The organism is Mesorhizobium sp. AD1-1, from assembly GCF_020164655.1.
Lineage (GTDB): Bacteria > Pseudomonadota > Alphaproteobacteria > Rhizobiales > Rhizobiaceae > Mesorhizobium > Mesorhizobium ciceri.
In genome coordinates this window covers 1-13,709 of the sequence record NZ_JAIUGP010000003.1, presented here as the reverse complement: position 1 = coordinate 13,709, position 13,709 = coordinate 1, and the positions used below count along the sequence as shown (strand labels likewise).

The following is a 13,709-nucleotide window of genomic DNA, read 5'->3' as shown; positions in this document are numbered from 1 at the left end:
AATTCGCAATGCACAGATTATTTCGCAGGAAACGCGGATCAATTCGCCGATCCGTCTCCCTAACGTTGCCCGGGAAACGCTGGCGTCGAGTGCTTTCGCGCGGGCTGGAGGTGATCATGTCTGTGACCAAAGCAGTCCTTCAGGAGGAACGGGGAGCCACTGTGCGCATGTGGCTCAGCGTGCTCACTGTTTCGATGGGTATTTTTTCGATGATCACCGCGGAGCAACTGCCTGTAGGGCTGATCCCGGCAATTTCTTCTGAGTTGAATGTCTCTGTTGGGAGTGGCGGTCTCACGGTAACGATACCGGGTGTAATCGCCGCTTTCGCTTCTATCGGTTTGCCATTGGCGGTGGGCAGGCTTGACCGGCGTATTCTGATGGCCGGCCTGCTCGCGGTGATGGCCGCGGCGAGCGTGATTTCGGCACTCGCGCCAAGCTTTCCCGTGCTGCTCGCGTCCAGGCTGCTCGTCGGGATCACCATCGGTGGCTTTTGGGCGATCGCTGGAAGTATCGCGGTCCGCCTCGTCCCTGGACCGTCCGTGCCGCGTGCCCTGACGATCGTCTTCGGCGGTGTCAGTGCCGCTGCGGTGCTGGGTGTGCCTGCCGGTGCGATCATTGGCCATCTAGTCGGCTGGCGCGGCGCGTTCTGGTCTCTCGCCGCCCTGAGCTTTGCCATTCTGCTCGCCGCACTGCTCGTGCTTCCGAAGCTCGAGGCGGCGGACCCTGTGGAGATGAAAGCCCTGCGTGCACAGTTGCGCAATCCTGCCCTCACGGCGGGTGTGGTTGCGACCGCACTGGTGGTGGCTGCCCACTACGGTGCCTACACCTTCGTGAGCCCGGTTTTGCTGGACGTCGTGGGCGTCAGCGCAAGCAGCGTTGGTTGGCTCCTGTTGGGTTATGGTGTTCTGGGAATGATTGGCAACGCCGTCGCAGGCTTCTGGGCCGCAAAATCCGTGGGTCGCACATTGGGCTGTATCGTCATTGGGCTCGGGGCCACGCTGGCTCTCTTCCCGGTGCTCGGCGTCACGCCGCTCACAGGATCCATCCTGCTGCTGGTGTGGGGTTTCGCGTATGGTGCGGCTCCCGTCACGCTGCAGACGTGGATGCTGGGTGCAGCATCAAAAAGCCCGGAAGCTGCGACGGCCATCTACTGCTTCGTTTTCAATCTTGCGATCTCCGTGGGTACCCTCGCGAGCAGTCAGATCGTCGATACGATGGGCGTGAACAGGGTCCTCTGGATCGATGCGGCCATCATCCTGCTGGTGCTGTTCCCCGTTTGCCGCGCACCCATCCGGAACATCGGAAACTCGTAACAGCAGGACATCCTGAGTACCCGTCTGTGTTCGCTTGAAGTGGACCTTCGTTTCCTCAGCCTCTGAAGTCAGGGGCGCAACATCAGACGCTCGTTTCGCAGTGGCGCGCAAATTGGCGGTGATTATACAGGCGCTCTGGAGCACCGCCACGTTAGCGCGATTGTGTCGCCTTCAATTAGGATGCAGCCATGGTGGATAGCTGGTTACTGGCCACAGGCTAGTATGACGGCGAGGCCCTCAAGCGCCTCCACGTCTGACCCATAGGAATGCGCGTGAGCGGGGTATCGCTCCTGCTGCTGGCGGTAGAAGTGCAGCCATTTCGGCAAGTCGGCAATCGAGAAGGTCCCTCGCCATTTGTCTTTCTCGATCGTGAAAGTGCCTGCCTCCGAATCGTAAGTCGCTGTGGTCTTCATGCCGCCTTATAGGCAGACATACCGCTGACGACGCCAGCCGTAGATTGCGCCTCCCTCGACAGCTAACGGCTTAGCGGCCATAGACCATGGGCGAGACAAATAGCCTCGATATGGAACGCAGCCGAAAGCCGGAAAGCGCGGCATCAGCGACAATTACGGCGCGGCAAAAAGGCCAGGTCACATATGCTTGTCAGCTCTTGCACGCGGCCGATGCCCTCAGAGCTTTGTCTGCACTGGAATAGCTCGAGTAGGTCTTCTTGCCGACAGCCGTCATCTTAACTCCGTCGGGCTTCATAGAGACCACCGTGCATGTCTTGGTGCTCGTGTCCTTGGCGACCCAATAGTGCGTCGCAGCAATTGCGGGAGCACCCAACAAGCCTACCAGTGCGGCGGCGACTATAACAGTGCGTATCATAGTTTCCTCCATTTTCATCGTCCAACGACAGTCCGCCTTGCCAAGATCGAGCGGCGGACGAGCGACCGAATGGGTCAGCCATAAATGCGTCCGGGGTCGAATGAACGACAATAAGGAACCAATGTTCCCCCGAAATTTGTCTCCGACCCACAAATTTGCAAATCGCTTGTTGCCTGCGGGCGAGCGATAGATCGCCATACAGTCGCGACACATGCGCCCGACCAAGAACCGCTTTTCAAAAGTTTCCCGGACCCGTGCGCGATCGAGACGAGCTATCCGCCGTAGAGCCTCCACAGCTTCGTCGACGCTGGCTACGATCGGTCCGAACACATCATCGATACTTCCGGAACGGCACCGGGTCTGAAGGCTTCACCGACGCCGCTGCTGTTCCCATCAGCTGGCCGGAACCGTTCGGCCTCTAACCGAGGTCGCACTGCCCAAGAACTCCGCCTTCTGCCGCTCATTGATCTCGCCCATCAACTCGACAATTGAATGGTGAGGCACCTGCGGTCACCCCAAAGCAATTTAAATTCGTCCATCTTGGCCGTGATCTTCAGGGGCGTTCCGGTGCATGCGGAAGTGCCGGTCCGCCTGGTTTTGCTGAAGCGGCGGGGAAGAGGCAGGTGCGCCTGTGTCAATCCGGCGACGGGGGCCTTTCGCGCAGTCCAATCACTAGCGGAAGGGACAGCGCACACAGTCCTGCCATCACGAGGAACGCGGGGGGACCGTAAGCTCCATATAGCTGACCTGATACCCAGACAAGGCCGACGGTGGCGAGCCCTGGGCCTATCGCGTAGAGGGCCTGCGCGGTTGCGGCAAGATGTGCGGGGACACTGCTGGCGATAACACGCATACAGGCAAGATGCAGCAGTGCGAAAGTTATGCCGTGAAGCGGTTGCACGAACGCAAGCATCCAGCCCGCCGCCGTTCCCGCTTCCACGACCCAGCGCAGGATTCCGGCCACGGCGGCCAGAGCAGCGGCACCGGCCACGCCAAGCCGGCGCAGCAGGATCGGCCCGACCAAAACGAACACCACCACCTCCGCTGCAACGGCTTCCGACCAAAGTATGCTGCTCGCTGCCGTGCCAACCCCGGCCGCTGTCCAGCGGATGACCGAAAAGATGTCATGCATCGCATGGCTGCCATAAATCAGCGCCGCAATCACCACCATGCGCCGGAAAGTCGGAACATCGAGCAGCTCGCGCAGCCCGCCCATTACGCTTTGCCCGACCGGATCGGCAGCCCGCTCGGCGTTGGTGTCTGATTCAGGCACCAGTGCTGCGGCTGCCAGCGCTGCGGCAAGCAGCGCGGCGTACATCCAAATAATCGCATCCAGCTCGAAGATTCCGACCACCTGGCCAGCAGCGAGGGTGCCAACAACGAAGGCGGCCGATGCCGCACCTCGCACCCAGCCATACTCAAAACCCGGCTCGCGCACCGACGCGCCCGCCGCAAGTGCATCGGCGAGGGTCGTGATCGGTGCCAGCCCGGCTGACTGCGTGAGATAAACGAGCAGCAGAAGAAACAGACCTTGCACGGCAGCCAGCCCAATCGTCCCCGCCACCGCGATCCCGATGCAAACCGCCAGGGTGACACGGAGAGCGCCGAAAATGTCTGCAAGTCGATTCGCGAGCGGTCCGGCGATCAGCCGGGCGGCGTTGCCTAACCCGAACAGAACACCCAGCTCTTCAGGTGTCAGGCCACGCGCCTCAAAGTACCGTGGCCAGAACGGGGACGCTGTCCCGAATGCCGCGTAAATTGCAGCATAGAGCGCTAAAAACGCCAGCAGCGGGCCGAGACGTGCCATGCCAAAATTCTGCCACGGAAGCGCCTCGCGTCATAGGGAGATCTGGCGGACCATGCTCCTTCCACTTAGAAACCAGCCTCGCGGAAGCGGCTTCGACACGCTACCGTGTTCCTGTGTATCATCGCACTGACGGCAAGGTTAAGCCGGAGGGGCGCCCAGCACGAGCGGCATCGGCACAGGCGCAAAAGTGGAGGTCAAGACCGGGTGCCGAAGACCGCTGGGGCCTTATTGTCGTTTCCTCGGCGAGACGCCCGCCGCACCGCTAACCTGTTTTCCCCGCCGGATAGACACCCTCCAAAACATCATTGAAATGGCGGCTGACGGCCTTGTTGCACTCGCACGCGAGCGAGCGCAGTCCTTCTGGATTGCGCACCGCAAGCCGAGATCGCCTGGTTTCGATGACGCCACGCCGCCTTAGCTCGTGAATGACACGGCTCAGATAGGAGCGGCCGACCCCGAGCATCGTTGCAAGCTGTTCCTGTGTCACCGTCAGGTTTTCGGCTCCCGTGCGTTCTGTCGCGGCCAACAGCCATCTTGCCGTTCGCTGCTCGATCGAATGCGCCGCGCTGCAGGCGACGGACTGGAATACCTGCGCCATCAGGCAATCAGCATAGCGGGCAAACAGGTGGCGCAACGTCAAGGAACGCTCCTTGGCCTCTTCGAGATGGTTCAGGTCGATTCTGAAGAATGATCCGCCCAGTTGAACTTCGGCCCGTGCATACGCCGGGAGCCTGCCCTGGCCGACGATGCCGCCGATCGCTCCTTCACGACCGATGAGCGCACTCTCGATCGCTCGCCCGTCGCGCAGCACGACACGATAGGAGACCGGGGCCGATCCGCGAGGGAAGTAGGCATAACGGACTGCATCGCCTGGCTCGTGCAGCAAAGTCCCGGCGGGCGCGGCGAACTCGACGACGCGGCCGCCGCGATGCTGGCGCAGATCCTGCTGATCCAAGGCGCGGCGACGTCGAAGGCCAGTTTCGTAGATCTGCATCCGGCGGGCATTCGCCGGCTGGAGCTGGGAGGGCTCAACGCTGTCGTGATCGGGTTCCTAAACCGCAACTCCGTCAAACATGCACGTTTTATGGTGCGCTGCATAAAACGTATCAATCCAGCGATACGGGTGGGCGTGGTGTTCTGGGGAGGAAACGGCGAAGATCACGGCGAGACAGCCGGTAAAACGGGCAATGACATCAATGCCGATTTCATCGCGCTCGACATGGTCGCCGCGGTGACCGGAGCGCTATCGAGGGATCCTGCGGTGGCGCTGAAGGCCATTGCCAAGCGGCGTGCTCGTCGCAGGCCGCCGGCACGCAAGAAAGACGCCCTAGTGCCGGCCAGATGAACTGGAGGAGGGCGCTCCGGACTGTCGGATTCAGGAAAATGGGCTTCGGTGACCGTGCCTTGGGAGGGTGCAGGTCGTTCAAGGCATTGTTCCGGCTTGATGGGCCGTCATGGCGGCCATGTTCTCGTTCAGGTGGGCCATGATCCAAACCGATCCCAGGACCACCAGCGCAACGATCAGCACGCCGAAGGCCAGGGCGAGAATGTTGTTGGTGTTGTCCGGCCCGGTGGTCAGGTGCAGAAAGAAGACGAGATGCACACCCATTTGAGCGACCGCGAGCACCACCAGGGCCGAGATCACCGCCGGCTGGTAAATCAGGTCGGTTTGAGCCGCCAGGAATGACGCGATCGTGAGCAGGATGGCCAGGCCGTAGCCGATCACATAGCCCAACAGCCCTCCAGCCACTTCGTGCTCGGTTATGCGTTCCTCGCCCGGTGCGGAATCGCGGCGATCCTGCATCTCGCCGGGCCCGCTCTCGATGTCGGTCATGGCGATGCTCCCAACAGATAGACCAGGGTGAAGATGGCGACCCAGATGATGTCGAGTGCGTGCCAGAAAAGCCCGAAGCAGTGGAGCCGCCGCAAAATATCCGACCGAAAACCCTTGACCCACAGCTGCGCCATCATCGTGCCCAGCCAGAGCAGGCCGAGCCCGACATGGGTGCCGTGGCAGCCAACGAGGGCAAAGAAGGCTGATAGAAATGCGCTGCGCGAAGGCCCCGCCTGCTCGCCGATCATCGCCGCGAATTCCTGCACCTCCAGAAACAGGAAGGCTGCCCCGAGCAATCCGGTGACGAGCAGCCAAGCCTGCGTGGCAGCCATCGATCTGCGATCGGTCGCGAGCGTTGCCAGGCCACCGGTGAAGCTCGACGTGAGCAGAAGGCCCGTCTGCACCGCAACGCGGGTGGGCTCGAACAATTCCTTGCCGGTCGGTCCGCCGGCGGTCGCCTTGGCAAGCACGGCATACGCCGCGAAGAAGGCCGAGAATATGATGATGTCAGACAGCAGAAAGATCCAGAAGCCATATGCCACGGTGACGAATTTCGACGCCGGGCCGCCTTCTCCGTGGCCGGTCGCGGAGCGCACGCCGGGCCGGCCGCCGTGACCAAGCCGATAGGGGTCTCGTGTCTGGGTGCCCGCGCCGAAGTCGCCGGGTAAAGCGTGATCGCTCATGCCGGGCGCTCCCTTCTGCGCAACCAGGCAAACTGCGCGACCTTGCGGCCCTCGTCGATGCGCGCGACCTCTTCGGCGGGAATCTCATAATCCCCATGATCGCGCCAGGCGAAGACGACGAAGGTTGCGTAGGCGCCGATGAAGCCGACGATTGCCAGCCACCATATGTGCCAGATCAGCGCGAAGCCGATCAGCGTGCTGAAGAAGGCGGTGACGAAGCCTGTCGGGCTGTTGCGCGGCATCTCGATAGGCTCGTATGCTTCCTCCGCATCGGGCCTCTTCTCCTCCCTTGCTTGTTGCTTGATGCGCCAGTAGGGCTCTTCATCCTCGACGTAAGGCAGCCGCGCGTAGTTGAAGACGGGGGGAGGGGAGGATGTCGACCATTCCAGTGAACGCCCGTCCCATGGATCGCCTGTCTCGTCGCGAAGTTTATCGCGATGTCGGATCGAAACGGCCAGTTGCATGATCTGCAGTGCGGCGCCGGCGATCATCACCAGCACGCCGAACGCGGCCACCACCAGCCATGGCGCCCACAGATCCATATCGATATGTTGCAGGCGCCGCGTCATGCCGAGCAGACCGACGATATAGAGCGGCACGAAGACCAGCATGTAGCCGGCCAAGGAGACCCAGAATGCGGCCTTGCCCCAGCCTTCGTGCAAGCGGAAGCCGAACGCCTTGGGAAACCAGTAGGTGAAGCCGGCGAACGCGCCGAACAGCACGCCCGAAATGATGACATTGTGGAAATGCGCCACGAGGAAAAGGGAATTGTGCAGCACGAAATCGGCCGGTGGGACGGCAAGCAGAACGCCAGTCATGCCGCCGACGGTGAAGGTGGTCACGAAGGCCAGCGCCCAAAGCATCGGCGTGTCGAAGCGGATACGCCCGCCATACATGGTGAAGAGCCAGTTGTAGATCTTCACCCCGGTGCCGACGGCGATGACCGACGTGGCAATGCCGAAGGCGGCGTTGACGTCTGCTCCGGCGCCCATGGTGAAGAAGTGATGCAGCCAGACCATGAACGAGACGATGCAGATGAACATCGTGGCCGCGACCATCGAACGGTATCCGAACAGCGGCTTTGACGAGAATGTCGAGAAGACCTCGGAGAAGATGCCGAAGGCGGGAAGCACCAGAATGTAGACCTCGGGATGGCCCCAGGCCCAGATCAGGTTGACGAACATCATCTGATTTCCGCCGCCTTCGTTGGTGAAGAAATGGAAGCCGAGATAGCGGTCCAGCGTCAGCATCGCCAGCGTGGCGGTGAGGATCGGGAAGGCGGCGACGATGAGCAGGTTGGACGCGAGCGAGGTCCAGCAGAACATCGGCATTCGCAGGTAGCCCATACCAGGCGCACGCATCTTGAGGATGGTCGTCACCAGGTTCACGCCGGTAAGCAGCGTGCCGACGCCGGAGATCTGGATCGACCAAAGATAGTAATCGACACCGACGCCCGGCGAGTAGGTTGTCTCCGACAAGGGGGCATAGGGCAGCCAGCCGGTGCGCGCGAACTCACCGACGACAAGCGAGATGTTGACCAGCAGGGCTCCGGAAGCCGTCAGCCAGAAGCTGACGGAGTTGAGCGTCGGAAAGGCTACATCGCGTATGCCAAGCTGCAGCGGTACGGCGAAATTCATCAGGCCGATCATGAAAGGCATCGCCGCGAAGAAGATCATGATCGTGCCGTGCGCGGAGAAGATCTGGTCGTAATGCTCCGGCGGCAGGTAGCCCGGCCCGTGGATCGCCAGCACCTGTTGCGTGCGCATCATGATGGCATCGATGAAGCCACGCAGAAGCATGAGCATCGCCAGCACAATGTACATCACGCCGATGCGCTTGTGGTCGACCGAGCTTATCCACTCGTTCCACAGATAGGGCCAGTAGCCCTTCACCGTTATCCAGCCAAGCACGGCGGCCGCTGCCAGAAAGACGCCGAGAGCCGCGACGAGCGGGATGGGTTGATCGAAGGGAATGGCCGACCAGTCGAGCTTGCCCAGCATCGTCATTGCGCCCCTTCTGCCTGTGGATGATGCCCGGTCGCCGCCGCCGCGGGCAATGCCTTTGGGCTCACCTGTGGCTCGCCGCCGGCTGCACTTTCAGCGGGCCCCGGACCCGGGGTCAATGTCTGCTGAGCGACGGCATCGAACAGCCCGGGCTGAACATGGCCGAACGTGGACGGCGGCACGTTGGTGCTTTGCCGGGCGAGCTCGCGATAGGCATTGGCGTTGAGCACGCCGCCGCCGCCGCGCAGCGACGACGCCCAGCGGGCGAAGGCATCGGCTGGCACCGCGCTCACGCTGAAATTCATGTCCGAGAAGCCGTCGCCGCTGAAGTGCGCCGACTGGCCGTAAAAGCTGCCCTCGCGGTCGGCCTGCAGATGCAACTCGGTCTGCATGCCGTTCATGACGTAAACCATGCTGCCAAGCTGGGGCACGAAGAACGTGTTCATCACACTGGCCGAGGTCAGCTTGAAATGCACTGGAACGCCGGCGGGGATGACCAATTGATTGACCGCGCCCACGCCCTGCTCGGGATAGAGGAATAGCCATTTCCAGTCGAGCGCCACCACCTGGATGTCAAGCGGCGGCTGCGCGGAAGGGATCGGCTTGCGCGGATCGAGCTGGTACGATCCGTAATAGATCAGCCCGCCAAGGAAAAGGATAGTGAGCGTCGGGATCGACCAGACGATCAACTCGATGCGCCCCGAATAGGTGAACTCCGGGTCATAGCGCGCGTTGCTGTTCGAGGCGCGGAATTTCCATGCGAAGGCCAGGAGCGCAACAAGCGTCGGGACAACGATCACCAGCATCACCGCCAGTGAGTTCAAGAGGATCGTGCGGTTGCCCGAGCCAATGGGTCCTTGCGGGTCGAGCACACCTCCCGCGCAGCCGGGCAAGAATGCGATTGCCGGGACCCAGAGCAGTTGCCGCCCCGGCTTGGGGCTGGATGGCAACAACACTGGCTCGGCCAGCAATCCTGGAGAGGACGCGTCCTTGGGGCGCGCGTTCTTCGCGCTTTCCATCTGACCTCTTCCCATGACGCAACTTCAATGCACGGCCGGGTGCCGCCCTCCGCCGGACGCCCTAACCGGCGCCTCCCGAGTTTGTTCCGCCGGTCCATGCCATTGGTGATCTGCCCGGCTTCGGCGCAAAAGTGGAGGTCAAGACCGGGTGGCGAAGACCGCTGGGGCCTTATTGTCGTTTCCTCGGCGAGACGCCCGCCGCACCGCTAACCCGTTTTCCCCGCCGGATAGACACCCTCCAAAACATCATTGAAATGGCGGCTGACGGCCTTATTGCACTCGCAGGCGAGCGAGCGCAGTCCTTCTGCATTGCGCACCGCAAGCCGGGAACGCCGAGTTTCGATGACGCCACGCTGCCTCAGGTCGCGAATGACCCGGCTCATATATGAGCGGCCGACCCCCAGCATCGTTGCAAGCTGTTCCTGCGTCACCGCCAGGTCTTCGGCTCCCGTGCGTTCTGTCGCGGCCAGCAGCCATCTTGCCGTTCGCTGTTCGATCGAATGTGCTGCGCTGCAGGCGACGGACTGGAATACCTGCGCCATCAGGCAATCGGCATAGCGGGCAAACAGGTGGCGCAACGTCAAGGAACGCTCTTTGGCTCCTTCAAGATGTTGCAGGTCGATCCTGAAGAACGAGCCACCGAGTTGAACTTCGGCCCGTGCATACGCCGGAAGTCTGCCTTGGCTGACGATGCCGCCGACCGCTCCTTCACGACCGATGAGTGCAGTCTCGATCGCTCGCCCGTCGCTCAACACAACACGGTAGGAGACCAGGGCCGATCCGCGAGGGAAATAGGCGTAGCGGACCGCATCGCCTGGCTCGTGCAGCAAAGTCCCGGCGGGCGCCGACCATTGCTCGAGCCTCGGCTGCAGGATTTGCCAGTCGTCGGCTCTGAGAGCCCGAAGCAGGTTGTTCCCGATCGGAGCTGATCGTTCTCGCGGGTTTGCCATCGCACTCCTCTTTCCAAATGGCGGCATTTACAACGACCGGCGCGCGGAAATGTTCACAAGTGCGCAGACGGAGCGGGCGCGGCTATCTACAAATTACATAGGGGCGCTGATCCAGGCCTCACCGAGCGCGAGCCGCGGTGCATCGGCTTCCAGGCAGACCGACGTTTGCTGAGGAAGAAAAATGCCGGCGACTGCATTACGCGGCGTGGCGCCTCGTGCACGCTGAAACTGCGACCCCTGCAGCAAGGCGTGAAAATGAGCGTCAGTCACCGGTCCAATCCAGGGGCCAACGGCCTGCTTCGACTCTATGTCGCCGGCGATGCGCCGGGTGCCCGTCGGGCGCTGGAAAACCGTCTGAGGATAATGGAGGAATTGGCCGGCGGTATTGAAATCCATGTCGTAGACGTCCTTGCGCATCCTGAAGAGGCGGAAAGGGCCGGCATTCTGGCGACGCCGACGCTCTCGGATGAGTCAACCACCCCTCCACGCCGGCTGATTGGTGACATCAGCAACATCGCTCAGGTTCTCGACTATTTCGGTTATCGCAAGAAGGACAGCGGCTATGACCACAGCTGAAGAGATCCTCGTCGATCCTGCGCTCGAACGCGTCAGGACAGGTATCGAGGCTTTCGACGATCTTGTGATGGGCGGCCTTCCGCGCGGGCGCACCACCATCGTCGGCGGCACGCCTGGCAGCGGCAAAACAGTATTTGCCACACAGTTCCTCGCCCACGGCATCACAATGCGCGACGAACCCGGCGTCTTCGTCACGTTCGAGGAATCGCCGGCCGAGATCGAGGTCAACATGGCCAGCTTCGGCTGGGACATCCGCGGTTGGCGGGAGAACAACAAGCTGGTTTTCGTCGACGCCAGCCCGCGTGACCACGACCAGATGATCATCGGCAATTTCGATTTGTCGGGCCTGCTGACGCGTGTCCTGCACGCTGCGCGACACGCCGCGGCAAAGCGCATCGTGCTGGATTCCGTGACCCAGCTCTTCGACCATTTCGTCGCCGAGCAGACATCGGTGCGTCGGGAACTCCTGCGCATCGCAACAGCCCTCAAGCGGGAAGGCTTGACGGTGCTGATGACCGCCGAACGCAACAGCGAATATGGCGATATCTCCCGCCACCGGATCGAGGAGTTCGTCGCCGACAACGTCGTGATCTTGCGCAACGCGCTGGACCGCGAGCGGCGCAGGCGCACGATCGAGGTTCTCAAGATGCGGGGCAGCCGCCACGTCGAGGGCGAGGTGCCGATCACGCTCGTCGTGAAGCAAGGCATAGTGGCGGTGCCATTGTCTTCATTGCGGCTCGAGCAGCAATCCAGCACCAAGCGGGTGACGAGCGGCAATCCCGAACTCGACAGGATGTGCGGCGGTGGGTTTTTCCGCGACAGCGTCACTCTCGTCAGCGGAGCGACGGGCACCGGCAAGACGCTGCTGGTGACAAACTTTCTGGCGGGCGGGGCGGCGGCCGGCGAACGTGCCTTGCTGGTCGGCTACGAGGAAAGCCGTGGCCAGCTGTTCCGCAACGCGCGCGGCTGGGGCGTCGATTTCGAGGCAATGGAGGCGGATGGCCGGCTGAAGATCGTGTGCATTTACCCTGAAGCGCAGAACTTGCCGGACCACCTGCTGATGGTCCGCGAACTCGTTGAGGAGTTCAAACCTGACCGGATCGCCATCGACAGCCTGTCGGCATTGGAACGGATCGCGCCAGAGACCGGTTTCCGGGAGTTCCTGATCAGTCTCACTTCCTTCATCAAGAAACACGAGATCGCCGGCCTTTGCACGGCCACCAACAAGTCGCTCGTCGGCGGCCAGAGCGCCAGCGAACAGCATATTTCAACCCTTACGGACTCGATCATCCTCTTGCGGTACATCCAGGAGGGAGATTTCATGCATCGCGGAATCATGGTGCTGAAAATGCGCGGCAGCGAGCATGACAAGCAGATTCGACGCTTCGCGATCGACGGTGCCGGCATGCATCTCGGTCAGCCCTTCGACGGCGCCCCCGACGTGTTCGGCGATTCCGCCGCATCCCCGGCGTGAGGAGCGTCGACATGGCGCGCAGCGCAGCCGAAGTCTCAGACCGACACGGCGATGCAACTCTGACGGGCATTAGTCAACTTGATTTTCGACGGCTGATCGAGAACACGGCCGACGGGGTTCTCGTCGTCAGTCTGTTGGGAACTGTGCTTTATGCAAATCCGGCGGCAGCCGCGATTTTCGGCTGTCCGGTCGCCGATCTCGTCCACATCCCCCTCGGCCGTCCCGTCATCTCCGGCGAAACGATGGAGATTACCGTCCACCGGCCCGATAGAGCACCAGCCGACGTGGAAATGCGGACGGTTGAGCTCAGTTGGGATGGCAAGCCGGCACTGCTTGCCAGTCTTCGCGACGTTTCCGCGCAACGCGCGCGGCAGGAGCATCGACGTCAGTCGCAAAAGCTCGAAGCGATCGGCCGGCTCGCTGCCGGCATCGTTCACGACATGAACAACCTGCTCGCGGTGTTCGAATCGGGGCTGCGACTGCTTCAGAAGCAGCTGCGCGAGGATCCTGCCAATCCGAACGCGTCGATGCTGATCGAAGAGTTGCTTAAGCGAACCCAGAACGGCGGTGCGCTGACGCAGCAATTGCTCGCGTTCTCTCGTGGACAGTCGCTGCGTCCGCAGACAATCGACCTGAATGGACGAATCGAAGCGATGACGATGCTGCTGGAGCGGACGCTGGGGAATGGGATCAGTATCAACCTTGAACTGGATCCAGCACTCGGTCCTGTCGTCGTCGACGCCAATCAGCTGGACGTCGCCATCCTAAACCTGGCTGTGAATGCCAAGGACGCGATGGCCGGCACAGGCACGCTGGCGATCGAGACCAGCGATACCCCCGGCGACATTGAAGAGGTGCCCGCTCTGGCTGCCTCTTTCGTTCGGGTCACGGTCAGCGATACGGGGTGCGGCATGAGCAAGGAGATCATGACCCAGGTGTTCGAGCCGTTCTTTACTACAAAGGCCGATGGACGGGGGACCGGCCTTGGGCTTAGCCAGGTTTACGGTTTCATCAAGCAGTCCGGGGGTCATATTCGGATCGAGAGTGAGGTTGGCGAGGGAACAAGCATTCATCTCTTTCTTCCCCGCGCGCCAAACACGGGAAACGACCCGCTGCGAAGGCAGGACGAGACCGGTCTGAACACTGCGCCTGCAATGGCACACCGCATCCGTCGCGGCTGAAAAAAAGTGGGCCCCGAAATCCGGGCCCACGGGGGGGGACC

General features: G+C 61.8%; 13 protein-coding genes. 5 read left to right on the top strand and 8 right to left on the bottom strand.

Going from position 1 to position 13,709, the window contains the following annotated elements:
* Positions 1-116: 116 nt before the first annotated feature.
* A complete protein-coding gene (locus tag LB519_RS06725; RefSeq protein ID WP_224619179.1) occupies positions 117-1,313 on the top strand; it encodes an MFS transporter in 1,197 nt (398 codons plus the stop codon).
* 203 nt (positions 1,314-1,516) lie between these two features.
* Here the strand turns inward: LB519_RS06725 and LB519_RS06720 are convergent, their stop codons facing one another.
* The 3 genes from LB519_RS06720 to LB519_RS06710 all read right to left on the bottom strand — a co-directional run bounded on the left by LB519_RS06720 (position 1,517) and on the right by LB519_RS06710 (position 4,942).
* Positions 1,517-1,726 carry a hypothetical protein gene (locus LB519_RS06720; protein WP_224619178.1) on the bottom strand — a complete coding sequence of 70 codons (210 nt, stop codon included), beginning with the start codon at positions 1,724-1,726 and terminating at the stop codon, positions 1,517-1,519.
* 1,049 nt (positions 1,727-2,775) lie between these two features.
* Entirely contained in the window at positions 2,776-3,948 is a 1,173-nt protein-coding gene (locus tag LB519_RS06715; RefSeq protein WP_224619177.1) for an MFS transporter, read from the bottom strand.
* Positions 3,949-4,210: 262 nt separating this feature from the next.
* Positions 4,211-4,942 (bottom strand): Crp/Fnr family transcriptional regulator, encoded by a 732-nt coding sequence (locus LB519_RS06710; protein WP_411909234.1) that lies wholly within the window; start codon positions 4,940-4,942, stop codon positions 4,211-4,213.
* On the opposite strand from LB519_RS06710, the gene LB519_RS06705 reads away from it, so the two are divergent.
* Entirely contained in the window at positions 4,877-5,293 is a 417-nt protein-coding gene (locus tag LB519_RS06705) for a hypothetical protein (RefSeq protein ID WP_224619171.1), read from the top strand. The two genes, LB519_RS06710 and LB519_RS06705, sit on opposite strands and share 66 nt — an antisense overlap.
* A 78-nt stretch (positions 5,294-5,371) precedes the next feature.
* Here LB519_RS06705 and cyoD read toward each other — a convergent pair whose 3' ends face one another.
* The 5 genes from cyoD to LB519_RS06680 form a co-directional block, all read right to left on the bottom strand.
* A complete protein-coding gene (cyoD, locus tag LB519_RS06700) occupies positions 5,372-5,782 on the bottom strand; it encodes a cytochrome o ubiquinol oxidase subunit IV (protein WP_013895480.1) in 411 nt (136 codons plus the stop codon).
* Positions 5,779-6,465, bottom strand: a complete 687-nt coding sequence (locus LB519_RS06695; RefSeq protein WP_224619169.1) for a cytochrome (ubi)quinol oxidase subunit III — start codon at positions 6,463-6,465, stop codon at positions 5,779-5,781. The genes cyoD and LB519_RS06695 overlap by 4 nt, the downstream gene beginning before the upstream one ends.
* Positions 6,462-8,465 (bottom strand): cytochrome o ubiquinol oxidase subunit I, encoded by a 2,004-nt coding sequence (gene cyoB, locus LB519_RS06690; RefSeq protein ID WP_224619649.1) that lies wholly within the window; start codon positions 8,463-8,465, stop codon positions 6,462-6,464. The genes LB519_RS06695 and cyoB overlap by 4 nt, the downstream gene beginning before the upstream one ends.
* Positions 8,466-8,467: 2 nt before the next feature.
* Positions 8,468-9,487 (bottom strand): ubiquinol oxidase subunit II, encoded by a 1,020-nt coding sequence (gene cyoA / locus LB519_RS06685; protein ID WP_224619167.1) that lies wholly within the window; start codon positions 9,485-9,487, stop codon positions 8,468-8,470.
* A gap of 206 nt (positions 9,488-9,693) precedes the next feature.
* Positions 9,694-10,437 carry a Crp/Fnr family transcriptional regulator gene (locus tag LB519_RS06680; protein ID WP_224619165.1) on the bottom strand — a complete coding sequence of 248 codons (744 nt, stop codon included), beginning with the start codon at positions 10,435-10,437 and terminating at the stop codon, positions 9,694-9,696.
* 165 nt (positions 10,438-10,602) lie between these two features.
* Here LB519_RS06680 and LB519_RS06675 point away from each other — a divergent pair, with 165 nt between their 5' ends.
* The 3 genes from LB519_RS06675 to LB519_RS06665 are packed head-to-tail and all read left to right on the top strand — an operon-like array spanning position 10,603 to position 13,668.
* Positions 10,603-11,013, top strand: coding sequence for a circadian clock KaiB family protein (locus LB519_RS06675; RefSeq protein WP_224619163.1), 411 nt, complete (start codon positions 10,603-10,605; stop codon positions 11,011-11,013).
* A complete protein-coding gene (gene kaiC / locus LB519_RS06670) occupies positions 11,000-12,487 on the top strand; it encodes a circadian clock protein KaiC (RefSeq protein ID WP_224619161.1) in 1,488 nt (495 codons plus the stop codon). Before LB519_RS06675 ends, kaiC begins: the two co-directional genes overlap by 14 nt.
* A gap of 11 nt (positions 12,488-12,498) precedes the next feature.
* Positions 12,499-13,668: a two-component system sensor histidine kinase NtrB gene (locus LB519_RS06665; protein ID WP_224619159.1), complete on the top strand. Its 1,170-nt coding sequence runs from the start codon at positions 12,499-12,501 to the stop codon at positions 13,666-13,668.
* Positions 13,669-13,709: the final 41 nt, after the last annotated feature.